Origin of the sequence: uncultured Escherichia sp. (assembly GCF_948475835.1) — a bacterium.
Lineage (GTDB): Bacteria > Pseudomonadota > Gammaproteobacteria > Enterobacterales > Enterobacteriaceae > ECMA0423.
Genome location: NZ_CAOLGM010000068.1, coordinates 1 through 23,504 on the forward strand (window position 1 = coordinate 1; position 23,504 = coordinate 23,504).

Genomic DNA, 23,504 nt, shown 5'->3' on the forward strand with positions numbered 1-23,504 from the left:
GCGCTGGTGCACCATCACCAACGGATCTGTTGCACCATGCAAGGTATGACAAATTAATGGATGCGTTTCGTGGCGTTGGCTATAACGTCACCACGACAGATGAACTTCGTCATGCTTTAACCACCGGTATTCAGTCGCGCAAACCGACCATTATTAATGTGGTCATCGACCCTGCAGCAGGAACTGAAAGTGGCCATATTACCAAACTTAACCCAAAACAAGTCGCTGGTAATTAAATACTGACATCGTCTCCTCTTGCCAACTCATTATGCGATGGTGAGGGGACCCTTATCGGAAATACTATTATGCTAACATTTTTTATTGGCGATTTATTGCCTATTATCGTAATCATGCTGTTGGGTTATTTTAGCGGCAGACGAGAAACATTTTCAGAAGATCAAGCTCGGGCATTTAATAAACTGGTATTAAACTACGCGCTTCCTGCGGCTCTATTTGTATCTATTACTCGGGCAAACAGGGAAATGATTTTTGCGGACACTCGTCTGACCCTTGTATCACTTGTGGTTATTGTCGGATGTTTCTTTTTCTCCTGGTTCGGTTGCTACAAATTTTTTAAACGTACCCATGCAGAAGCAGCTGTATGTGCATTAATTGCAGGTTCACCTACCATTGGATTCCTGGGGTTTGCAGTTCTCGATCCTATTTATGGTGATTCCGTATCAACAGGTTTAGTGGTAGCAATTATTTCTATTATTGTTAACGCAATTACTATTCCTATTGGTCTGTATTTGCTGAATCCTTCCTCAGGAGCGGATGGTAAGAAGAATAGTAATCTGAGCGCATTAATTTCTGCGGCAAAGGAGCCAGTAGTATGGGCACCTGTTCTGGCAACGATCCTGGTGTTGGTTGGGGTAAAAATTCCGGCAGCATGGGACCCAACCTTTAATCTGATTGCGAAGGCTAACTCAGGGGTAGCGGTATTCGCTGCGGGGTTGACTCTGGCTGCACATAAATTCGAGTTCAGTGCCGAAATTGCTTATAACACCTTCCTGAAGCTGATTCTGATGCCACTGGCACTGCTACTCGTTGGTATGGCATGTCATTTGAACAGCGAACATCTGCAGATGATGGTACTGGCAGGCGCATTACCGCCGGCATTCTCCGGAATCATTATTGCCAGCCGGTTTAATGTCTACACCCGTACTGGTACAGCGTCATTGGCTGTGAGCGTACTGGGCTTTGTCGTCACGGCTCCCTTGTGGATTTATGTCAGTCGACTGGTTTCATAATTAATCATGTTATTGATTTTACATAAATGCCGAAGTGTCTTTTCACCTTCGGCTTTTTTCAAGGCATAAGCAAATGACAAATAATGAAAGCAAAGGGCCGTTTGAAGGCTTATTAGTTATCGATATGACACATGTCCTTAATGGACCTTTCGGAACTCAACTTCTTTGTAATATGGGCGCAAGGGTAATTAAAGTTGAGCCACCAGGTCATGGTGATGATACCCGCACATTTGGTCCCTATGTGGATGGACAGTCACTCTATTACAGTTTTATTAATCATGGCAAAGAGAGTGTGGTTCTTGATTTAAAGAATGATCACGATAAAAGTATATTTATAAATATGCTCAAACAAGCTGATGTATTAGCTGAGAATTTTCGCCCAGGTACAATGGAAAAACTGGGGTTTTCATGGGAAACGCTTCAAGAAATCAACCCGCGCCTCATATATGCTTCATCGTCAGGTTTCGGACATACCGGTCCGCTAAAAGATGCTCCTGCCTACGATACCATCATTCAGGCAATGAGCGGGATAATGATGGAAACAGGATATCCTGATGCTCCGCCAGTGCGCGTTGGTACATCTCTTGCGGATCTATGCGGCGGTGTCTATTTATTCAGCGGAATAGTGAGTGCACTTTATGGCCGCGAAAAGAGCCAGAGAGGGGCGCATGTCGATATAGCGATGTTTGATGCCACGCTGAGTTTTCTGGAGCATGGTCTGATGGCATATATCGCGACAGGGAAGTCACCACAACGTCTGGGAAATCGCCATCCCTACATGGCACCTTTTGATGTTTTCAATACTCAGGATAAGCCGATTACGATTTGTTGTGGTAATGACAAGCTTTTTTCTGCGTTATGCCAGGCACTGGAGCTTACGGAACTGGTTAATGATCCCCGATTTAGCAGCAATATTTTACGCGTACAAAACCAGGCTATTCTTAAACAATATATTGAGCGGACGTTAAAAACGCAGGCAGCTGAAGTTTGGTTAGCCAGAATACATGAAGTTGGTGTACCCGTCGCGCCGTTATTAAGTGTGGCTGAGGCCATTAAATTGCCACAAACTCAGGCAAGAAATATGTTGATTGAAGCCGGGGGAATAATGATGCCGGGTAATCCGATAAAAATCAGCGGCTGCGCGGACCCGCATGTTATGCCGGGAGCGGCAACGCTCGACCAGCATGGGGAACAAATTCGCCAGGAGTTCTCATCATAAATGTAAGATGTGCTGGTAAATAGCTCCCACATTTGAACATTGTGGGAGCCGCTATTTAGTCATTTTTCTGACAGAAAACAGCAATCTCCTGGTCCAGCTCTGCAATGTGTTCTTTTACAGAGTTCAGCAACTGAAGAATTTCAGGCTTACTGTCATCTGAAACAGGTGTTATTTCTAACTGATGGCTAATATTAATCAACTTTTGCAAATTCAGGATGTTAGCCGCACCGTGGATGCGATGAATACACTGATGGAAAGTTCTGTTATCGCCAGCTTCTAGTGCTTGAAACGCAGCGGGTAGATCTTTATGCGTTTCATGCTGGAAAGTCATGAGAATCTCCTGCATCAGTTGTAGATCGTTCGCCGTATTATTTTTCAGGGCTTCGATATCAAGGTGGCGATACTGAGGTGCAATATGCGCAACCTGGTGTAACTGACTTAAATGTGTTTTCAGTACATCCAGGGTCAACGGTTTGAACAAACATAAGTTCATGCCGCAACTTAACCCTTTTTCACGTTCGTTAGCCTGTGCGTTGGCTGTAAGCCCCCAGATGGGTAAGGAAGAATTTTGCTCACGGAGTTTGCGAGTCAACTCAAAACCATCCATATTCGGCATATTAACGTCAGTAATAAGCAGATCATAATGTTGCATACTGACTTTGTGTAGCGCTTGCACACCATCAGTGGCTTCATCAACATCATATCCTAATAGATTTAGCTGGCGTTTGAGTAATAGCCTGTTGGTCGGATGATCATCCGCGATTAATATGCTCAACTTTTCAGGTAGTGTGATGGGGTGTTCTGCTTTTGCCTCGACAGTCGCCACTTGCTGGCTAATTTCTACCGGGATTGTGATCGTAAATGTTGTTCCTATGCCTGGATGACTTTCTAATGACAAATCGCCCTGCATATTTTTAATTAATTCTTTGCAGATCATTAAGCCTAAGCCAGATCCTGTTTGCTGGCGACCTGCACTTGTTTGGCTGTAGCGTTTAAAGAGTTGTTGTTGTTCTTCCTGCGATAATCCACTTCCAGAATCCATAATCGTCATTTTGATAACAGCGTGGTTGTCATCAATGTGAACCAGGGAGGTCGTAATTTTTACTGCCCCCTCGGTGGTAAATTTGAGAGCATTGCTCAGTAAATTTGATAAGACCTGCTTAAACGCCTGAGGGTCGATCTTAACCAGGTAATGATCAGGAAATGTACTGCTGCAACTTAATGCGATCGATTTGCTTGCAGCAATCGCACCGAAAGAGTGACAAGTGTTCTGGACTAAAGTAGGGATATCGACCCATTGTGGTTGAAGTTGATAGTTACCCGATTCAATTTTGTCGACATCAAGGATTTCACCAATTAAGCCGAGGAGTGATTGTCCGGTGGCGTAGGCAAGTGAAATCGCCTCCACCCGTTGCTCCTTGCTAAGACCAGAACCCGACAGAAGTTCCAGGAAGCCCATAATAGAGCTTATTGGTGTTCTTATTTCGTGACTCATCGTTGCCAGAAACTGACTTTTTGCTACGGTAGCCTTTATCGCTTTATTTTTTTCTACCTCGAGTGCATTAATTAGATCACGCGTTTCAGTAATATCTTGCCAACCACAAATATATACTGCATTGTCACTTGCAGGAAGATTGCATAATGTATGCCAGTGATTAATGCATCTTTTCTCGATGCCATTATCAATTTCAAATACCTGTGTGTATATTGTTCGATTTTCTTTCGTTTCTGCTGTGACTTCATGCGCATTAGAAAAAACATCTTTAAAGGGTGAGTCACTGTTTTCTAATGGTAACATTGCATTTTTGTAGTAATCCGCAGTGAAATAATGTTCAAAAGCACTATTATGACTAATGACATTACCTTGCCAGTTTACAACATAAGTTGGATTCGGTAAGGAATCCGAGAGTGCTTTTCGGAATGATATTTGGTTTTCTAAATCACCCTGAATGACTTTACGACGACGAACTGAGCGTAACAGGTAGAATCCCCATAAAAGGCTACTGCCAACTAATAAAACGGATAATGTCGTAACAATATAAAATTGCTCGCTATATAGGTCCCATGTGTCAATGGTCACATTGGGCATTTTAATCCATTTTTCCGTCAGGCGCAGAACTTCGCTTGGGGGAATTGCATTCAGTGCTTTATTAATAATATCCTTAAGTTCCGGTTCTCCGCGAGGAAAAGCGAACGAAAGCGATGCATTCGGAACGCCAGGAATAAGAAAATGATAAAGTTCATTAGGATAGTAATGATCGATCATGTAACGCGAATTTAACTGTGTCGCGACCAGAGCATCAAGTTCACCTTCCTTAACCTTGTGAAATGCAGCGCTGGCATTATCGACCTGTATCCATTCAACCTCCGGATACATCTCTTTTAATTGCGAATGCAGCTCATAATAATATGGAATGGCAACTTTCATTCCTTTTTTTAATGTTTGTTCACTGTCAGGCGCTTTTTGCATGACAAAAACGTAAGGCGTTGTTATGAAGGCTTCAGCAAATAAAACATTATTTTCTCGATCTTCACTATAAATAGCGCCAGGTATTATATCCCATCCTCCGGGGCTAAGCTGTGTTCCAGCATGGATATTGTGTGAAACGGTGATCGGAGAAAAATTTAAACCTGTTTGCAAGGTAATAATATTAAGAATATCCCCCATAACGCCCCGAACCGAGCCATTTTCATCCGTCATAGAATAGGGAGGAGAGTAAGGATTTTCCAGCACCTTTAAATCGGGATGTTGCTTAATCCACTGTTTTTCATGTTCAGTGAGTTCTAATTGTTTGTTCAGAAAGGCCAGGTTTCCTGTATCAAGCCAATTTTGTGAAACTTCATAGCGAACTTCATTTGTTAAAGCATCAACAAATCTATTGAGTACTTCATTAAGAATGACGGATTCTTTTCTGGTCAAGAAAAAATTATATTGACGCGGCGAGTTATAATATTTCACTACATTTAAGGAGTGAGTGAAATAGCGGGAAATCATACTGCTGGTAATGATGTTACTACCAATAAAGTAATCATTCTGTCCGGCTGATACGGATGCTAATGCCTGATATAAATTTGTAAAAGAGATAATTGTTGCTTTTGGAAACGATTGATGAATTACCTCGTCTGGGGGGTAATTTGCTACCCGAGCAATATTTACTGGTTTTGGTGAGGTAAGCGGTCGCATTGAGTCGTGAAGGGTGGTTACCAGCGCCGGAAAGGTAATTATCAATGGTTTGGTTGCAGCAATGTCACTATTAAGAGGCGGCGAAGTAACTAAATGTGATAACACTATATCGACTTCACCTTCTGCAAGCGCGTCCATTGCTTTTTGATGATCGGCGTATTCCCGGAGTGTTAATTTGATATTTAACGCTCTTTTTAAAAGATTTAAATAATCAGCATTAATACCACGAACCTGTTGCTGCGAATCGGTATGCAACAAGGTAGCCGTTTGGGACTTGTGTACTGCAATCACAAGATTTTTTTTGCTCGCTAACCAACGTAATTCCTTGTTGCTCAGACGTACTGGATCAAGTGTGACACGGTTGTTACTACTGATGCCACGATATTCGATGTAATCTTCGTCTGCGAAACTTATGGTCGACCAAAGACCACAACAGAGAAGAAAAAAATAGGGTAAAAACTTCATGTGATTAGCCGATTTTGTTACGTTGCGCGAATGTGTAAAGATCCATCAGTGATTTACATTCTAATTTTTCCATCAGGCGACTTTTATAAGTGCTGACAGTTTTGTTGCTGATGAACATTTTTTCAGCAATGTCATTATTATCCTTGCCATCAAGAATATACCGCATGACACTAATTTCTTGTTTCGATAAGGAGTCGAGTTTTTGCTGGTCGGACGTTAAACTTCCAACAAACCGGTTGAGAGAGAAGGGGAAATAGCAGTAGCCATTTTTTGCAGCTTCAATAGCCGCAATGATATTGTTCATGCCTTCTTTTTTACTCACGAATCCATTAGCGCCAGCATCAGCACAATGTTTCCCGTAAAAATGGTCATTTTTAGCGGAGACAATAATAATAATTCCGCTATATTGGCGCTTCCTCAGCGTTTCTAACACCTGGATACCGTTAACTCCGGGGATATCGACATCAATGATGACGATATCAGGCTTAAGTGTTTCCACCCGCTGAACGGCGCTTCCCCCTTCAGTCAACTCCGCTAAGATTTCAATATCGTTTTTGATCAATAAATTACGAATTGCTGCGATAGCAAGAGGATGGTCATCAATAATTATTGCGTTCATAGATTATTCCCTTTGCAATGAAGCATCTCCCTTCTCCCTGTAGTAATACAGACATAAGGCGTCATCTCATTTTCTCAATAAAAATAAGAAAATCTGAGCTTCCTTTAAGATAATTCGACAAGTATACCATATAAATAGTCGGCATAAATGAAATGTCAACAATAAAATCAGGGATTGTACCGATGATTTATAGTTTCAAGTTGGCACTATAAGTCTTCTTACTAATCCTACAGGCGTAAGAATTGTATTGCAAAAGCCACGGTTTAGTCCTCTGTTGTTTTTTTGCACCTCATTTAAATTAGGCCTCCAACGTTCCTGGGATAATGTGCAACACATGCACTGTGTTTGATATGAAGAATGAATGCTCTTTTCATTCAATTCATAAATTTCATCTATGAGAAATGAGAGATAATAGTGGAACAGATTAATTCAAATAAAAAACATTCTAACAGAAGAAAATACTTTTCTTTATTGGCGGTAGTTTTATTTATTGCGTTTTCAGGTGCCTATGCCTATTGGTCAATGGAATTAGAAGACATGATTAGTACAGATGACGCCTATGTCACGGGGAATGCAGATCCAATTTCTGCACAAGTCTCAGGTAGTGTCACTGTCGTTAATCATAAAGATACGAACTACGTTCGACAAGGTGACATTTTAGTTTCACTGGATAAAACTGATGCCACTATCGCACTCAATAAAGCTAAAAATAATCTGGCAAATATTGTTCGGCAAACGAATAAACTATACTTACAGGATAAACAATACAGTGCCGAAGTCGCTTCAGCACGTATTCAGTATCAACAATCTTTAGAAGATTATAACCGTCGAGTGCCGTTAGCGAAGCAGGGGGTTATTTCAAAAGAAACGCTGGAGCATACCAAAGATACGTTAATAAGTAGCAAAGCGGCATTGAATGCCGCTATCCAGGCTTATAAAGCGAATAAAGCTTTAGTAATGAACACACCATTAAACCGTCAGCCACAAGTCGTTGAAGCGGCGGATGCAACTAAAGAAGCCTGGTTGGCGCTTAAACGTACGGATATTAAGAGTCCGGTTACCGGCTATATTGCCCAGCGAAGTGTTCAGGTCGGCGAAACAGTGAGCCCCGGACAATCGTTAATGGCTGTCGTACCGGCACGTCAAATGTGGGTTAATGCCAACTTTAAAGAAACACAACTTACGGATGTACGGATTGGTCAATCGGTCAATATTATCAGCGATCTTTATGGTGAAAATGTTGTGTTTCATGGTCGGGTGACAGGGATCAATATGGGAACCGGCAATGCGTTCTCCTTATTACCTGCACAAAATGCGACAGGGAACTGGATCAAAATCGTTCAGCGTGTACCGGTTGAAGTTTCTCTTGATCCAAAAGAACTCATGGAACATCCCTTGCGTATTGGTTTATCGATGACAGCAACTATTGATACGAAGAACGAAGACATTGCCGAGATGCCTGAGCTGGCTTCAACCGTGACCTCCATGCCGGCTTATACCAGTAAGGCTTTAGTTATCGATACCAGTCCGATAGAAAAAGAAATTAGCAACATTATTTCGCATAATGGACAACTTTAATGGCAATCACTAAATCAACTCCGGCACCATTAACCGGTGGGACGTTATGGTGCGTCACTATTGCATTGTCATTAGCGACATTTATGCAAATGTTGGATTCCACTATTTCTAACGTCGCAATACCGACAATATCTGGCTTTCTGGGAGCATCAACAGACGAAGGCACCTGGGTTATCACCTCGTTTGGTGTAGCAAATGCCATTGCGATCCCTGTTACTGGCAGGTTGGCACAAAGAATAGGCGAATTAAGATTATTTTTACTTTCAGTAACCTTTTTTTCGCTGTCTTCATTAATGTGTAGCCTATCGACCAATCTTGATGTGCTGATATTTTTTAGAGTCGTTCAGGGATTAATGGCGGGGCCGTTAATTCCACTGTCACAGAGTTTATTATTGAGGAATTATCCACCAGAAAAAAGAACATTTGCTCTGGCATTATGGTCAATGACCGTGATTATCGCTCCGATATGTGGGCCGATATTGGGCGGTTATATTTGCGATAACTTTAGCTGGGGTTGGATATTTTTAATCAATGTCCCTATGGGGATTATCGTCCTGACATTATGCTTAACCTTACTTAAAGGAAGAGAAACTGAAACTTCACCGGTAAAAATGAATCTACCAGGACTGACCCTGTTAGTGCTCGGTGTTGGTGGCTTGCAAATTATGCTTGATAAAGGGCGCGATCTGGATTGGTTCAACTCGAGTACAATAATAATATTAACAGTAGTATCAGTTATTTCTCTGATCTCTTTAGTCATTTGGGAGTCGACCTCAGAGAATCCGATTCTTGATCTCAGTTTGTTTAAGTCTCGTAATTTCACCATTGGTATTGTGAGTATCACCTGCGCGTATTTATTTTACTCTGGAGCGATCGTCCTTATGCCGCAGTTACTCCAGGAAACGATGGGGTATAATGCGATATGGGCCGGGCTTGCTTATGCGCCCATCGGCATCATGCCACTATTAATTTCACCTTTGATAGGACGTTATGGCAACAAAATAGACATGCGGTTGTTAGTGACATTTAGTTTTTTGATGTATGCGGTTTGCTATTACTGGCGTTCTGTGACATTTATGCCAACGATTGATTTTACAGGCATCATTTTGCCGCAGTTTTTTCAGGGATTCGCCGTTGCCTGTTTCTTTTTACCCTTAACAACGATTTCGTTTTCAGGCTTGCCAGATAATAAATTTGCCAATGCCTCGAGTATGAGTAATTTTTTTCGTACCTTGTCAGGATCAGTTGGTACGTCGTTGACAATGACGCTGTGGGGACGACGCGAATCGTTACACCATAGTCAGTTGACAGCAACCATCGATCAATTTAACCCCGTGTTTAATTCATCGTCACAAATTATGGATAAATATTATGGTTCGCTTTCAGGAGTTCTTAATGAAATTAATAATGAAATAACCCAGCAGTCACTTTCTATTTCTGCAAATGAGATTTTCCGTATGGCGGCTATTGCTTTTATCTTACTTACGGTTTTGGTTTGGTTTGCGAAACCGCCGTTTACAGCGAAAGGCATTGGGTGATGATAAAAGGAGGGGGTTATAGCGGGTAAGACCGGGGATCTTAAGTCTGCGCCATCGGCAGCATCGCTCACCCAGGGAAAGGATTGCGATGCTGCGTTGAAACGTTATTAACGGCCTTTTGCCAGATATTGATTCATCTCTTCTTCCGGCACCATTCCACCTCCCGTCGCCCACACCAGATGAGTGGCATTACGCAATTGTTCTGCGCTGAAACCGTGCATCTGTTGGTAACTTACTGATGCACACACGCGCTGAGGTCCGGCCATACCCGCCAGTGCCGAAGGTTCAAGACGAATACCTTCTTCCTGCGCCAGCCAGCCAAGCATGTCATACATGGTTTGATCGCTAAGGGTATAGAAGCCATCCAGCAGACGCTCCATTGCCCGCCCGACAAAGCCTGATGCGCGACCAACTGCAAGGCCATCCGCTGCGGTAAGGTTGTCGATACCAATATCCTGAACAGAAATCTGATCGTGTAATCCTGTATGGACGCCTAACAACATACAAGGGGAGTGCGTTGGTTCGGCAAAAAAGCAGTGAACATGATCGCCAAACGCCAGTTTAAGCCCGAATGCGACGCCACCAGGACCACCGCCAACACCACACGGCAGATAGACAAACAGAGGGTTATCAGCATCGACGATACGGCCTTGCTGGGCAAATTGCGCTTTAAGACGCTGGCCAGCGACGGAATACCCAAGGAACAACGTGCGGGAATTTTCGTCATCAATAAAGAAACAGTTCGGGTCAGACTGCGCTGCTTTACGTCCTTCCTCGACGGCAACACCATAATCTTGCTCATATTCCACGACCGTAACGCCATGGCTGCGCAGTTTCGCTTTTTTCCATGCCCGGGCATCAGCAGACATATGCACTGTCACCTTAAAGCCAATGCGGGCGCTCATAATGCCGATTGATAACCCCAGATTTCCGGTTGAGCCCACAGCAATGCTGTATTGGCTAAAGAACTGTTTAAACTCCGGAGAAAGCAGTTTGCTGTAGTCATCATCAAGCGTCAGCAACCCCGCTTCCAGAGCCAGTTTTTCTGCGTGTGCCAGGACTTCATAAATCCCGCCGCGTGCTTTTATGGAGCCGGAAATGGGCAAATGGCTATCTTTTTTCAGTAACAGTTGCCCGCTGATCGGTTGCTGATATTCTTTTTCCAGCCGTTTTTGCATAGCTGGAATGGCAACCAGTTCTGATTCAATAATCCCCCCAGTGGCAGCAGTTTCAGGAAATGCTTTTGCCAGATAGGGTGCAAAACGGGATAAGCGCGCATGGGCGTCCTGAACATCCTGTTCGGTCAGGCCAACATAAGGTAAACCTTCAGCCAATGAGGTCGTGCCAGGATTAAACCAGGTGGTTTCTTTAAGAGCAACCAGATCCTTTACCAACGGATACTGGGCGATGAGCGAGTTCATTTTAGCGTTTTCCATAATACGTCTCTTTGCGCTTAGATGATAAATGACAGCAGGAATGTGCCCGCCAGAGCGATGACTGAAGCGATAAATGTCGCTGTCGTATAGTATTTAAATGTTTCATTGAGCGTAGCGCCGCAATATTGCTTCACCAGCCAGAAAAGCGAGTCCGTAACGATCGTGCAGCCAATCGCACCTGAACCGATAGCAATCGCAATAATTTCCGGGCTGATGTCGGGATACAGCGGCAGCATGGGTGCAACAATTGCCGTTGCCCCCATCATTGCCACGGTAGCGGAGCCCACCGCAGCATGCAGAATAAGTGCCACCAACCAGGCCAGAAGAATCGGGTGCATATGCATATTGGAGAGAATAACTGCCAGCGTATCAGCGAGACCGCTGCTTTTCAGAATGGCGTTGAATGCGCCTCCGGCCCCGATAATCAGCAAAATATTAGCAATAGAACCGAAGCCATTTTCCGTATGTGTGAGCATCGTTCCCATGCTCATATGCTGACGTATACCCAACACATAATAGGCGACAAACACGGCGATAAACATGGCAGTGATAGGGTTGCCAATAAACTCAAGCAAGGTATACAAACCACTCTCACGCGCCATATTCAATTCGGCAATCGTTTTAACCAACATCAGCGCAATGGGTAGCAGTATGGTGAATAACGTTGCGCCTAATGACGGTAGTGTTTTTTCATCGCGAACTTTGAGATCGGCAAACTCTGTGGGTACAGGTTTAAAGGGCAGTCGTTGACCCAGAAATTTAAGGAAAAGTGGGCCACCGATCAGTGATGCCATCAGCCCAACCAGCAAACCGTAGACGATCACCGAACCGATATCTGCGCCCAGCTTATTGGCAACATATAAAGCAGCCGGATGTGGAGGAACCACGCAGTGCACTGCCATCAATGCGGTACACAGCGGAATGGCAAGCTTTAATAATGAGGTATTGGTTTTTTTGGCAATTGAAAAAGCCAGAGGAATCAATAGCACGACGCCCACTTCAACAAACAGCGTGATGCCACAAATCAGGCCAACCAGCACCATAATGACATCAGCCGAAAGCCAGCGGCAGCGTTGAAGTGTCAGACCAATTCTTTCTGCGGCCCCGGATACTTCCATCATTTTTCCCAGTATCGTGCCAAGGCCGATCACCGCAGCAAGGAACCCCAGCGTTCCGCCAATTCCACTTTCAATAGCATTTACCATATCCAGTGGCCCCATGCCCATCATCGTTCCCACAAAGAAGCTGGCCAGTAACAGCGCCAGAAACGGGTGGAATTTGAACTTCACGATGGTCAGTACAATTAACACGATGCTGATAAGCAGCGTGCTCACAACCCAGATTTGAGAGTGCATATCTCACCTTCCCCTGTGATTAATCTGATGATATTGGACAAAAAAACAACGCAGGCTGACAAACGATAAAATTTGCCTTTCACATGAGACAAATTGCATCAATGGGGTGATTTACATCTAAAAATGAAGGTGAATTGAGATATGATTCACTTTAGCTCACCTTACAGCTGAAGTTTTGCCGCTATTTTTTTACACTTAAGCGAAAAATGAGGTGATTATGGAACCCCTTCGTGAAATAAGAAATCGGCTGCTTAACGGCTGGCAATTATCAAAACTGCATACATTTGAAGTGGCTGCCAGGCATCAGTCCTTCGCCCTGGCGGCAGAGGAATTGTCGCTGAGCCCCAGTGCGGTAAGTCACCGTATCAATCAGCTGGAAGAAGAATTGGGTATTCAGTTGTTTGTCCGTTCCCATCGCAAAGTGGAATTAACGCACGAGGGGACTCGCGTTTATTGGGCGCTAAAATCGTCGCTGGATACCCTGAACCAGGAAATTCTTGATATCAAAAATCAGGAGTTATCGGGAACGTTAACTCTGTATTCCCGGCCCTCTATCGCCCAATGCTGGTTGGTGCCCGCATTAGGTGACTTTACACGCCGATATCCGTCTATTTCGCTCACCGTGCTCACTGGTAATGACAATGTCAATCTGCAACGTGCCGGAATCGATTTGGCAATCTACTTTGATGACGCGCCGTCAGCGCAACTGACTCATCACTTTCTGATGGATGAAGAAATCCTGCCAGTATGTAGCCCGGAATACGCTCAAAGACATGCTTTAACCAACACGGTAATTAACCTGCGTCACTGTACCTTGCTTCATGACAGACAGGCATGGAGCAACGACTCCGGTACGGATGAATGGCATAGTTGGGCGCAACATTATGCGGTTAATTTGCCGACATCTTCTGGAATTGGCTTTGATCGTTCTGATTTAGCTGTTATCGCCGCGATGAATCATATTGGGGTGGCGATGGGAAGGAAACGCCTGGTACAAAAAAGGCTTGTCAGTGGTGAGCTCGTCGCGCCGTTTGGCGATATGACGGTGAAATGCCATCAGCATTATTACATCACCACATTACCGGGCAGGCAGTGGCCAAAAATTGAGGCATTTATTACCTGGCTAAGAGAGCAGGTATGTCAGTCTTGTCAGTATCAGTGATACCGGGGATACCGACAATATGGAAGGGCTCATTGCCCTGAAAACAACATTGGTGTCGGATGTACCGGGCCGCAGACATTGCGCTCCGTCATTTGTACGGCACAGCCCATCACAGTGATAAAGTTTCTCAGTATGTATCAGGGATCCACACGCAGCAGCTTAAGGAGGCCGGATTGCAAGCATCAACAGGGCGTACAGGCGACTCGTATGACAGCGCGATGGCGAAGAGCATCAATGATCTTTACAAAGCGGAATACACCATAAGAGCTGGAAAAATCGTGCAGAAGTGGAACTGGCCACACTAACGTGGATGGACTGGTATAACAATCGACGTTTACTGGAAAGGCTGTGGCACATCCCTCCGGCAGAAGCAGAAAAGCTTATTATGCGAGCGGAAGCAAATGGCAATACCATTGCATTACTTCAGGACGACTTTTTCAGAAAACGAGCTAAGGGCGTCAACCACGCCCTTACTGTGACATACAATCTGGCACCGGATGCCGTTTTACAGGGTAAAACCTGCCATCCAGTAGACGCCCCGGTCCACGACTGCAACCATAATTACATTGACCTGAGCCGTCATGCTGCTTCGTCTCATACTTCACGAGATAACGGGCTCTGTTCCGGGCTTTCTGCATCGCTTCCACATCACCACGCTTGATCCAGAGAACTGCGGCTTCACCAGACTTTTTGTCTGAAACCTTTCTGATTTCAGAACATCCACCCGACAAAGGCGTATCATCGGAAGAAGGGCGAGCATCAGATGATGTCGGTTTACGGAAAGGCGTCCGCCTGGAAAAATGAACCAGTCCATTACCCTGCCAGGGCTCAAGATGCAGAGCGCTGCACCATGCCAGCTGGATCAGCGTCGCCAGCGAAGATGGTTCGCTGAAATTCCCTGGCGAGCGCCAGGTATCTTTGTTGAGCAGCAATATCACGTGATAATGTTTCCTGCCTTTTTCCTTGCCAAACTCCCGACACCAGAAATAACCCAGGCTGGTTGCATGCACACGCTGATTGGCACATCTTTTTTTCCGCTGGTAAGCCTGAATTTTGGCTTTCAGGGATGCAAAAAAACGAGAAATCACCGCTGAATCCGGATCGGGATCCATGATGGTGACAGGCATATACTCAGGGAAACGTAAATCCACCCGGATTAACGAGACGGCACGGTGCTGCTGCGTATTTTCATGATGAGAGATCTCCGTTGATTTGGATTGACTTCACATCATTAATCACCGCAATAAAACTTTACGGCATCATGTCATTAAGCAATGCTACAACTCTCTGATTAAGAGAGATTGAAACGTAATAAACCATCCCGTAACGAAAAGAGAATCCTGCACGTAAGGTAAAAACACGCAGCAACAGCATGAATGGATTTGAAAACAATATGGATGACGAAAAAAGTCAAAAGGGAAACGGATCAACAGAACGTGAAAACAAAACATCAAAAACGCAATCAGAACGCTTTCTGGTAATGCAAATCAACAACAACGCCAAAACCTATAGCTTAATCACACAACTCAATCACGGATGCGAATGACACGTTTAAAACCTGTTTACAGATAACGCCGTTACACAATCATCCCCATCAGAATCGATTTTCCCTTCCTGAAAGCGTTATGTTTCACTACGCACCATAAAAACGATTAACCATCGATAACGTAAACTTCATCTGAATCAAAACAACAAAACCGTTCATCACACTTTCGCAATGCAAGAAGAAACCTCATGACGAAAACAATAACCTTACACGGAAAAGAAAAACGTCAGGAATCGTTAATGCCTCAATCTGATTGTTATCAAAACATCCAGAAAGTCATTTAACAGAATCGTCGTAAGCACATCGAAAAGAACGTCAGATTACTTCAGGAAAGTTCGGGTTGATTTAGCGTAAAGATACTTTTCTCATGCTAACGTCGAAACTCGAAATATCAGGAAAGGTTAAACGTAATATCAGTAAAATCGAATAGCAGATTGATTGCTGAAGCAGAAAGGTTTTACAGCAGCATTAAACTGATTTAGTTAACGTAAAGATTTACTAAACTGGATGTGTATAGCAATGCTTAACGAAAACACTTGTAGAAGTGTTTATGAAAATACGTGTATAACACTTACTGAAATGCTTAGTTAAATACGTGTATATAGTATCATACCGACATTCTCAACTCTTCCAAACATCCATGCAGACTGAATGTTGATTACCCGTTTTCACATCAGGCATGGTTCTTTACTGACCAAAAAACAAACTGGTTTACTCTTGAATTATTTTCTCTACCTCAGAAAATATGGTCTCAGGAATCTGTTATGGCTTCGTAGTTTCTGTTGTTCTTTTCATAAAAGTTATAAGTTATTGTCATAATCATACGATAATCACTTTATGTTAGTTTTTACTGTCACACGCTACTGACTTTTTCAGTCATTGCCAGAAAGGGGCTCTTTTTACTTCCATTTCACCACTCAACAAATGCAAAACTTGTCCAGTAAAGCGGACCACCACTTGCTCACAAGCAACGAATCGTCTCCAGGAACAGCCCTCAAACATTGCAGAAACAAAAACAACAAGATCCTCATTATTACTGATGTTCGGAAAATTTCTATGACCAAAAAAACGAAATTTAAATGAGACGCATTATCATATGTGTAATCAAAAAGACGTTATGGTAGCTTTCAGTTAAATGGTGCTATTTCTCATAAATCCACTTGACTTTTTTTACTGATTCATCCCAGAGAACCACTTTATCAGTAAAAAATGAATTATATAGATTGACGAGTTTTTCTGTTTCAGTTATTCCCAATGTATTATGTATCAGTTGTAGATATGCTTTTATCCAGATTTCTTTCCCCTCCCTCCACTTATCTATAAAACTTTCCAGCTTACTTAATCGTTGATTTATAAAAAATGAATCAATATCATGAAAAAACTCAACAAGAAAACAGCATGAGACAATCTCAACAAAAAACAAATTCTCCTTAAAAGCATTATAAAACCTTATCAACACATAACGAAAAACACCTCCTGTTAACCTTTCCTGCTCATAAAACAACAAACCAAAAACAGGAGAAAATCTTTTAACCACACCACTTTTAATCCAGTAAGGATGATGATTAGTCTTTACTGGCAGTGAATAAAAGAACAATTCGGTTTCTCTTTTCCCACCACAAACAGACAAAACTGTCTTATAAAGACTTTTTGAATCATTATGTCCTGGTACCCCAGACGAATTAGCAGAGTATTTTCTTTTTACTTTTTGCCTTAATGGAGCTGGAAGGATAATAAAACGGGATGGCAGATAACAATCGCTTTCAGAAGACCGGCATTCGCACACATGAAGATTTATATTTACATCCGGACAATTCAAAAACCACACAGAATAATTATCGCCCCGTTTGCAATATGAAACCCATGAATAAATTGCATAAAGTTCAGAAAGCGCATCTAACTCTGCTTTTGACTTAAATGTGATGCCATTTCTTCGAATTCTCGTTTCCAGCGTTCTCCATGCCGGAGTTTTCAGTATCTCACGAACTTTTTTATTAAGTTCAGCCAGCGATGGTCCCTGCTCCTGTTTATGTTTTTTTCTGCTGTTAATGATTTCTCTTTCTTTTACTAATTTTTTCTTACTTTTGGGTCCTTTTATCTTTCTTGGCAATGCTTCATTTAATCTGTGAACAGGATTTTGCTCTCTTCTTTTTTTGAGCTCACAAAACCTCTCATAATGTTTTCTGCACAGTCTTTTCTCCACTGCCATTTTTACTGAGAAAACCTGATTGTTACAATTTTTTCTGACACATTTGTTTTTACGTCCGGTCATCCTCTCATCTCCTGAAACCGCAGTATGTCATTAGTTCCCGTTCGGAAAAACTCACTTCATACTCTATTACACTTTAACAATCATGTCCGTAATTCAGACATTCCATCATTTTTCACGTCCATATTACATGAATGATAAACCGGATTAGTGTGATCCGGTTCAGCGAAATCAACAGGATAACGGTATGTCATTCAGCCATTCTTCCCTCTCAGCACAAGTGAAATCATATCTGACGTTTCTTCCTGAAGAAATTCGCCAGAAAATCCTTGAACATCTCCACGGTGTTATTCATTACGAGCCCGTGATTGGCATTATGGGTAAATCCGGCACCGGCAAAAGTAGCCTGTGTAATGCTATTTTTCAGTCCCATATCTGTGCCACGCATCCCCTGAACGGCTGCACCCGCCAGGCTCATCGTCTTACCCTGCAGATCGGTGAACGCAGAATGACGCTGGTCGATCTGCCCGGCATTGGAGAGACGCCGCAACATGATCAGGAATACCGGGCGCTTTACCGTCAGTTACTGCCGGAAGTGGATTTGATTATCTGGATCCTGCGGGCAGATGAACGCGCGTATGCCGCCGACATTACCATGCATCAGTTTTTACTGAATGAAGGCGCAGATCCCTCGCGTTTTCTGTTTGTTCTCAGCCATGCCGATCGCGTGTTTCCTGCTGAAGAATGGAATGCCACAGAAAAATGCCCGTCCCGTCAGCAGGCGCTTTCACTGGCGACGGTGACAGCCCGGGTGGCAACCCTGTTCCCTTCATCATTTCCGGTACTCTCCGTTGCTGCACCTGTCGGCTGGAACCTTCCGGCGTTTGTGTCGCTGATGATCCACGCACTGCCACCACAGGCAACCAGCGCGGTGTATTCACATATCCGGGGAGAAAACCGCTCTGAACAGGCCCAGAAACACGCACAACAGACTTTTGGTGAAACCATCGGGAAAAGTTTTGACGTCGCCGTTGCCCGTTTCAGTTTTCCGGCCTGGATGTTACAGCTTCTGCGTAAAGCCCGGGACCGCATTATCCACCTGCTGATCACACTGTGGGAGCGTCTGTTCTGACACACTCACGCCGACAGGATGTGTCGCTGGATTAACGAGCATTCTTCTTTTTATGAAGTCATGCTTAAAAATCAGATAATTAAAAGAATATTTTTTCTGCTGCATTTTATTCCTGATTATCCGGATGCGACACATCCTTTCAACATCATGATGCATAATAACATCATGAAATAAAAGATGTTTTCTTACGGAGTGCACATCTATGTCTGATAATCGTTCCCGGCATGATCGCCTGGCGGTTCGCTTATCACTCATTATCAGCCGACTGATGGCCGGAGAATCTCTGTCACTAAAAACACTGTCAGATGAATTTGGCGTTACAGAACGTACTTTACAGCGCGATTTTCATCAGCGTCTGGTTCACCTGGATTTAGAGTACAGAAATGGCAGGTACAGCCTCAGACGACAGAGCAGCCCAAGTGCGATCCCTGAAATGCTTTCTTTTATACAGAATACCGGGATCGCACGGATACTTCCGCTCCGGAACGGACGACTGATAACCTGTCTTACCGACAACCAGGAGCCCTCTCCCTGCCTTATCTGGCTACCGGCGCCGGATATCACTGCAACGTTCCCCGAGTGTTTCTCGCAACTCATCCTGGCAATAAGACAGTGTATCCACATCTCTCTGATGACTGAGCGATGGTATCCGTCACTGGAGCCCTGCCGGCTCATTTATTACAGCGGTAGCTGGTATCTGATCGCGTTACAGAAGGGAAAACTGCAGGTCTTTCCTCTGGCAGATATCAAATCAGTCAGCCTGACATCAGAACGGTTTGAACGGAGAGGCCACATCCACAGTCTGGTCGCTGAAGAGCGTTTTATCTCCGCCCTGCCACATTTCTCTTTCATCCATAAACTTATCAACACCTTTAACCTGTGATCGCCGGCCTGCCAAAGCCGTCCCGACAGGTATGGAGACAATATGTTGAACAGAAAACTAAATATACGGCTACGTCATTCCCTGAACAGTCACTGCATACCTTCCATCATTATCAATAACACCGTACGTTCATTTCAGAGGTCAGTCATGAATACCAGAGCTCTTTTTCCCCTGCTGTTCACTGTGGCATCATTCTCCGCCTCCGCCGGCAACTGGGCTGTCAAAAACGGCTGGTGTCAGACCATGACGGAAGATGGTCAGGCGCTGGTAATGCTGAAAAATGGCACGATTGGTATTACCGGCCTGATGCAGGGATGCCCGAATGGTGTACAGACGCTCCTGGGCAGCCGTATCAGTATTAACGGTAACCTGATCCCCACATCACAAATGTGTAATCAGCAGACGGGATTCAGGGCTGTTGAGGTGGAAATCGGACAGGCGCCGGAAATGGTCAAAAAAGCCGTTCACTCCATAGCAGAGCGTGATGTGTCCGTTTTACAGGCATTTGGTGTACGAATGGAATTCACCCGCGGTGATATGCTGAAGGTCTGTCCGAAATTTGTCACATCACTTGCCGGTTTTTCCCCGAAACAGACGACCACTATTAATAAAGATTCCGTCCTGCAGGCTGCCCGGCAGGCATACGCCCGGGAATATGACGAGGAAATAACAGAAACCGCTGATTTTGGCTCTTACGAAGTAAAAGGCAATAAGGTTGAGTTTGAAGTATTCAATCCTGAAGACCGTGCGTACGACAAAGTGACCGTCACGGTTGGTGCTGACGGTAATGCCACCGGCGCCAGCGTTGAATTTATCGGAAAATAGCCGGTATGTCGGACTGCCACCCTGTTTTATTGCCCGAAGGCCCTTTCTCACGCGAACAGGCGGTTGCCGTCACAACAGCTTACCGCAATGTGCTTATTGAAGATGACCAGGGAACGCATTTCCGGCTGGTTATCCGCAATGCCGAAGGGCAGCTACGCTGGCGGTGCTGGAATTTTGAACCTGATGCCGGAAAACAGCTAAATTCGTATCTCGCCAGTGAGGGAATTCTCAGGCAATAAACGTCTTCATTTCATCCATCAGGCCGCGTCTTCTCCGGGAGACGTGGCTTTTTCATTTATTACACCAGTAAATCTTAACCACCGATAAGGAGCAAATTATGCGACTAGCCAGTCGTTTTGGTTATGCGAACCAGATACGCCGTGACCGTCCGCTGACACACGAAGAACTGATGCACTATGTGCCGGGGATTTTCGGGGAAGAGAAACACTCGTCCCGAAGCCAGAACTATACGTACATCCCCACCATCACCGTACTGGAAAGCCTGCAGCGGGAAGGCTTTCAGCCATTCTTCGCCTGCCAGACCCGTGTGCGCGACCCGGGCCGCCGGGGATACACAAAACACATGCTGCGTCTGCGGCGGGCCGGAGAGATAAACGGAGAACATGTCCCTGAAATTATTCTGCTCAACTCTCATGACGGTACCTCCAGCTACCAGATGCTGCCGGGTTACTTCAGGTTCGTCTGCCAGAACGGATGCGTCTGTGGTCAGTCTCTGGGGGAAGTGCGTGTTCCGCACCGGGGAAATGTGGTGGACAGAGTCATTGAAGGGGCTTACGAGGTGGTGGGCGTGTTTGACCGGATAGAGGAGAAGCGTGATGCCATGCAGTCGCTGGTCCTGCCGCCACCGGCACGCCAGGCGCTGGCACAGGCGGCACTGACTTACCGTTATGGTGACGAACATCAGCCCGTCACCACCGCCGACATTCTGACGCCACGACGCCGGGAGGATTACGGTAAGGACCTGTGGAGTGCTTATCAGACCATTCAGGAGAATATGCTGAAAGGCGGAATTTCAGGTCGCAGCGCTAAAGGAAAACGTATCCATACCCATGCCATTCACAGCATTGACACTGACATTAAGCTCAACCGCGCATTGTGGGTGATGGCGGAAACGCTGCTGGAGAGCCTGCGCTGATTCAGCCATTACCCTGAAAACCACGCATTTATTTGTCCTTTAAGGAGTCATTTCATGAAAACCATTTCACATAATTCCACCACATCTTCTGTTTCCGTAACCGCTGCATCAGGGAATGACCAGCCTCAGCTGGTTGCCACCATAGTCCCTGATGAACAGCGCATCAGCTTCTGGCCGCAGCATTTTGGCCTCATTCCACAGTGGGTGACCCTGGAGCCCCGTGTTTTCGGCTGGATGGACCGTCTGTGCGAAGACTACTGCGGTGGTATCTGGAATCTGTACAGTCTGAACAACGGCGGGGCATTTATGGCCCCCGAACCGGATGACGATGATGGCGAAAACTGGGTACTGTTCAATGCCATGAACGGTAACCGCGCTGAAATGAGCCCGGAAGCCGCCGGTATTGCCGCCTGTCTGATGACGTACAGCCATCATGCCTGTCGTACGGAGAATTATGCCATGACGGTCCATTATTACCGGCTGCGGGATTACGCCCTGCAGCATCCGGAATGCAGCGCCATTATGCGCATCATCGACTGAATGGAGAGAAGCACAATGCAACAACTTTCCTTTCTGCCCGGAGCGATGACGCCCGGCGAGCGCAACCTCATTCAGCGGGCCCTGAAAACCCTGGACCGCCATCTTCATGAACCCGGCGTGGCCTTCACCTCCACCCGTGCGGCACGGGAATGGCTGATTCTGAACATGGCGGGACTGGAGCGTGAAGAATTCCGGGTGCTGTATCTGAATAACCAGAATCAGCTGATTGCCGGTGAAACCCTCTTCACCGGCACCATCAACCGCACGGAAGTCCATCCCCGGGAAGTGATTAAACGCGCCCTGTACCACAATGCCGCTGCCGTGGTGCTGGCGCACAATCACCCGTCCGGTGAAGTCACACCCAGCAAGGCAGACCGCCTTATCACGGAACGTCTGGTACAGGCACTGGGCCTGGTGGATATCCGGGTGCCGGACCATCTGATAGTCGGTGGCAACCGGGTTTTCTCCTTTGCCGAACATGGTCTGCTTTAACCCGTCACAACCACATCACGCTTGTTTTCACTTTTATCTTCTGTCTTCAGAGGTATCACACTATGAAAATCATCACCCGTGGTGAAGCCATGCGTATTCACCAACAGCATCCTGCATCCCGTCTTTTTCCGTTCTGCACCGGTAAGTACCGCTGGCACGGCAGTGCTGAGACGTATACCGGTCGTGAAGTACAGGATATTCCCGGTGTGCTGGCCGTGTTTGCCGAACGCCGTAAGGACAGTTTTGGCCCGTATGTCCGGCTGATGAGCGTCACTCTGAACTAATGTTCCGTCCCCCGGAAAACGAGTACGACCAGATGACCTCAGACGCCGCTGTGGATGAGGCCCTTCTCATCAATGAATACATCTTCACCGAAGCCGGTCTCCACACCGGCTGACCTGTCATCGTTAACCCCTTCTTAACCGATTTTCTGTGAGGACTTTATCGTGTCAGACACGCACCATGAGACAAATTATCCCGACGACTATAACAACCGCCCCTGGTGGGGGCAGCCCTGCACCATAACACCCTGTTTTGGCGCCCGTCTGGTGCAGGAGGGTAACCGGTTGTATTACCCTGCCGACCGCGCCGGTATCAGAGGCCGGTTCAGCGACGCGGATGCGTACCATCTGGACCAGGCCTTTCCGCTGCTGATGAAACAACTGGAACTCATGCTCACCAGCGGTGAACTGAATCCCCGCCATCAGCATACCGTCACGCTGTATGCCAGAGGACTGACCTGCGAAGCCGACACCCTCGGCTCCTGTGGTTACGTTTATATGGCTGTTTATCCGACGCCCGAAACGAAAAAGTAAATCATCAGAATAACCTTCTGCTCCGGCCTGGTGTTTTCACCACGCCACTTTCCCATTTTTCATCTCTGCATATCAGGAAAATCTTCAGTATGAACACATT

General features: G+C 45.3%; 20 protein-coding genes and 3 pseudogenes. 17 read left to right on the forward strand and 6 right to left on the reverse strand.

What is annotated here, in order from left to right:
* The 3 genes and pseudogenes from QZF50_RS14010 to yfdE all read left to right on the forward strand — a co-directional run.
* Window positions 1-236, forward strand: a pseudogene (locus QZF50_RS14010) (oxalyl-CoA decarboxylase); the annotation flags it as partial.
* Window positions 237-305: 69 nt separating this feature from the next.
* A complete protein-coding gene (yfdV, locus tag QZF50_RS14015; protein WP_000955028.1) occupies window positions 306-1,250 on the forward strand; it encodes a transporter YfdV in 945 nt (314 codons plus the stop codon).
* A gap of 73 nt (window positions 1,251-1,323) precedes the next feature.
* Window positions 1,324-2,469 carry a CoA:oxalate CoA-transferase gene (gene yfdE, locus QZF50_RS14020; protein ID WP_001296867.1) on the forward strand — a complete coding sequence of 382 codons (1,146 nt, stop codon included), beginning with the start codon at window positions 1,324-1,326 and terminating at the stop codon, window positions 2,467-2,469.
* 55 nt (window positions 2,470-2,524) lie between these two features.
* Here the strand turns inward: yfdE and evgS are convergent, their stop codons facing one another.
* Together evgS and evgA are read right to left on the reverse strand one after the other, a co-directional pair.
* Entirely contained in the window at window positions 2,525-6,118 is a 3,594-nt protein-coding gene (evgS, locus tag QZF50_RS14025; protein ID WP_073972192.1) for an acid-sensing system histidine kinase EvgS, read from the reverse strand.
* 4 nt (window positions 6,119-6,122) lie between these two features.
* Window positions 6,123-6,737, reverse strand: coding sequence for an acid-sensing system DNA-binding response regulator EvgA (gene evgA, locus QZF50_RS14030; RefSeq protein WP_000991370.1), 615 nt, complete (start codon window positions 6,735-6,737; stop codon window positions 6,123-6,125).
* A gap of 414 nt (window positions 6,738-7,151) precedes the next feature.
* On the opposite strand from evgA, the gene emrK reads away from it, so the two are divergent.
* Window positions 7,152-8,315 carry a multidrug efflux MFS transporter periplasmic adaptor subunit EmrK gene (gene emrK / locus QZF50_RS14035; protein ID WP_000435167.1) on the forward strand — a complete coding sequence of 388 codons (1,164 nt, stop codon included), beginning with the start codon at window positions 7,152-7,154 and terminating at the stop codon, window positions 8,313-8,315.
* Window positions 8,315-9,853: a multidrug efflux MFS transporter permease subunit EmrY gene (emrY, locus tag QZF50_RS14040; RefSeq protein ID WP_001018713.1), complete on the forward strand. Its 1,539-nt coding sequence runs from the start codon at window positions 8,315-8,317 to the stop codon at window positions 9,851-9,853. The genes emrK and emrY overlap by 1 nt, the downstream gene beginning before the upstream one ends.
* Window positions 9,854-9,960: 107 nt before the next feature.
* On the opposite strand, the gene dsdA is transcribed toward emrY, so the two are convergent.
* Window positions 9,961-11,289: a D-serine ammonia-lyase gene (gene dsdA, locus QZF50_RS14045; protein ID WP_000426426.1), complete on the reverse strand. Its 1,329-nt coding sequence runs from the start codon at window positions 11,287-11,289 to the stop codon at window positions 9,961-9,963.
* 17 nt (window positions 11,290-11,306) lie between these two features.
* Window positions 11,307-12,644 carry a D-serine transporter DsdX gene (gene dsdX / locus QZF50_RS14050; protein WP_061892484.1) on the reverse strand — a complete coding sequence of 446 codons (1,338 nt, stop codon included), beginning with the start codon at window positions 12,642-12,644 and terminating at the stop codon, window positions 11,307-11,309.
* A gap of 217 nt (window positions 12,645-12,861) precedes the next feature.
* Here dsdX and dsdC point away from each other — a divergent pair, with 217 nt between their 5' ends.
* Both dsdC and QZF50_RS14060 read left to right on the forward strand, forming a co-directional pair.
* Window positions 12,862-13,806, forward strand: a complete 945-nt coding sequence (gene dsdC, locus QZF50_RS14055) for a DNA-binding transcriptional regulator DsdC (protein ID WP_061892483.1) — start codon at window positions 12,862-12,864, stop codon at window positions 13,804-13,806.
* 98 nt (window positions 13,807-13,904) lie between these two features.
* Window positions 13,905-14,185, forward strand: a pseudogene (locus tag QZF50_RS14060) (integrase core domain-containing protein); the annotation flags it as partial.
* A 91-nt stretch (window positions 14,186-14,276) separates the two neighbouring features.
* Here the strand turns inward: QZF50_RS14060 and QZF50_RS14065 are convergent.
* A pseudogene (locus tag QZF50_RS14065) lies at window positions 14,277-14,984 on the reverse strand (inovirus-type Gp2 protein); the annotation flags it as partial.
* Window positions 14,985-15,178: 194 nt separating this feature from the next.
* Here QZF50_RS14065 and QZF50_RS14070 point away from each other — a divergent pair.
* Window positions 15,179-15,352, forward strand: coding sequence for a hypothetical protein (locus QZF50_RS14070; RefSeq protein ID WP_171840577.1), 174 nt, complete (start codon window positions 15,179-15,181; stop codon window positions 15,350-15,352).
* Window positions 15,353-16,493: 1,141 nt separating this feature from the next.
* Here QZF50_RS14070 and QZF50_RS14075 read toward each other — a convergent pair.
* The gene (locus tag QZF50_RS14075; protein WP_061892481.1) at window positions 16,494-17,624 is read right to left on the reverse strand and encodes a hypothetical protein; all 1,131 of its coding nucleotides are present in this window, start codon (window positions 17,622-17,624) and stop codon (window positions 16,494-16,496) included.
* A 184-nt stretch (window positions 17,625-17,808) separates the two neighbouring features.
* Between QZF50_RS14075 and QZF50_RS14080 the strand changes: the two genes are divergently transcribed.
* The 9 genes from QZF50_RS14080 to QZF50_RS14120 all read left to right on the forward strand — a co-directional run bounded on the left by QZF50_RS14080 (window position 17,809) and on the right by QZF50_RS14120 (window position 23,404).
* Window positions 17,809-18,693 (forward strand): GTPase, encoded by an 885-nt coding sequence (locus QZF50_RS14080; RefSeq protein ID WP_061892480.1) that lies wholly within the window; start codon window positions 17,809-17,811, stop codon window positions 18,691-18,693.
* 202 nt (window positions 18,694-18,895) lie between these two features.
* Entirely contained in the window at window positions 18,896-19,576 is a 681-nt protein-coding gene (locus QZF50_RS14085) for a WYL domain-containing protein (protein ID WP_061892478.1), read from the forward strand.
* A gap of 147 nt (window positions 19,577-19,723) precedes the next feature.
* Window positions 19,724-20,401, forward strand: coding sequence for a hypothetical protein (locus QZF50_RS14090; protein WP_061892477.1), 678 nt, complete (start codon window positions 19,724-19,726; stop codon window positions 20,399-20,401).
* A 5-nt stretch (window positions 20,402-20,406) separates the two neighbouring features.
* Window positions 20,407-20,640 carry a DUF905 family protein gene (locus QZF50_RS14095; protein WP_001278287.1) on the forward strand — a complete coding sequence of 78 codons (234 nt, stop codon included), beginning with the start codon at window positions 20,407-20,409 and terminating at the stop codon, window positions 20,638-20,640.
* A gap of 98 nt (window positions 20,641-20,738) precedes the next feature.
* Window positions 20,739-21,557, forward strand: coding sequence for a DUF932 domain-containing protein (locus QZF50_RS14100; protein WP_290378687.1), 819 nt, complete (start codon window positions 20,739-20,741; stop codon window positions 21,555-21,557).
* Between the two features lie 54 nt (window positions 21,558-21,611).
* The gene (locus tag QZF50_RS14105; protein ID WP_290386315.1) at window positions 21,612-22,097 is read left to right on the forward strand and encodes an antirestriction protein; all 486 of its coding nucleotides are present in this window, start codon (window positions 21,612-21,614) and stop codon (window positions 22,095-22,097) included.
* A 15-nt stretch (window positions 22,098-22,112) separates the two neighbouring features.
* On the forward strand, window positions 22,113-22,589 hold the full coding sequence (locus QZF50_RS14110) for a RadC family protein (RefSeq protein ID WP_290388896.1): 477 nt from the start codon (window positions 22,113-22,115) through the stop codon (window positions 22,587-22,589).
* 62 nt (window positions 22,590-22,651) lie between these two features.
* Window positions 22,652-22,873, forward strand: a complete 222-nt coding sequence (locus QZF50_RS14115; protein WP_000692303.1) for a DUF987 domain-containing protein — start codon at window positions 22,652-22,654, stop codon at window positions 22,871-22,873.
* Window positions 22,874-23,035: 162 nt separating this feature from the next.
* Window positions 23,036-23,404: a type IV toxin-antitoxin system YeeU family antitoxin gene (locus QZF50_RS14120; RefSeq protein WP_061892627.1), complete on the forward strand. Its 369-nt coding sequence runs from the start codon at window positions 23,036-23,038 to the stop codon at window positions 23,402-23,404.
* Window positions 23,405-23,504: the final 100 nt, after the last annotated feature.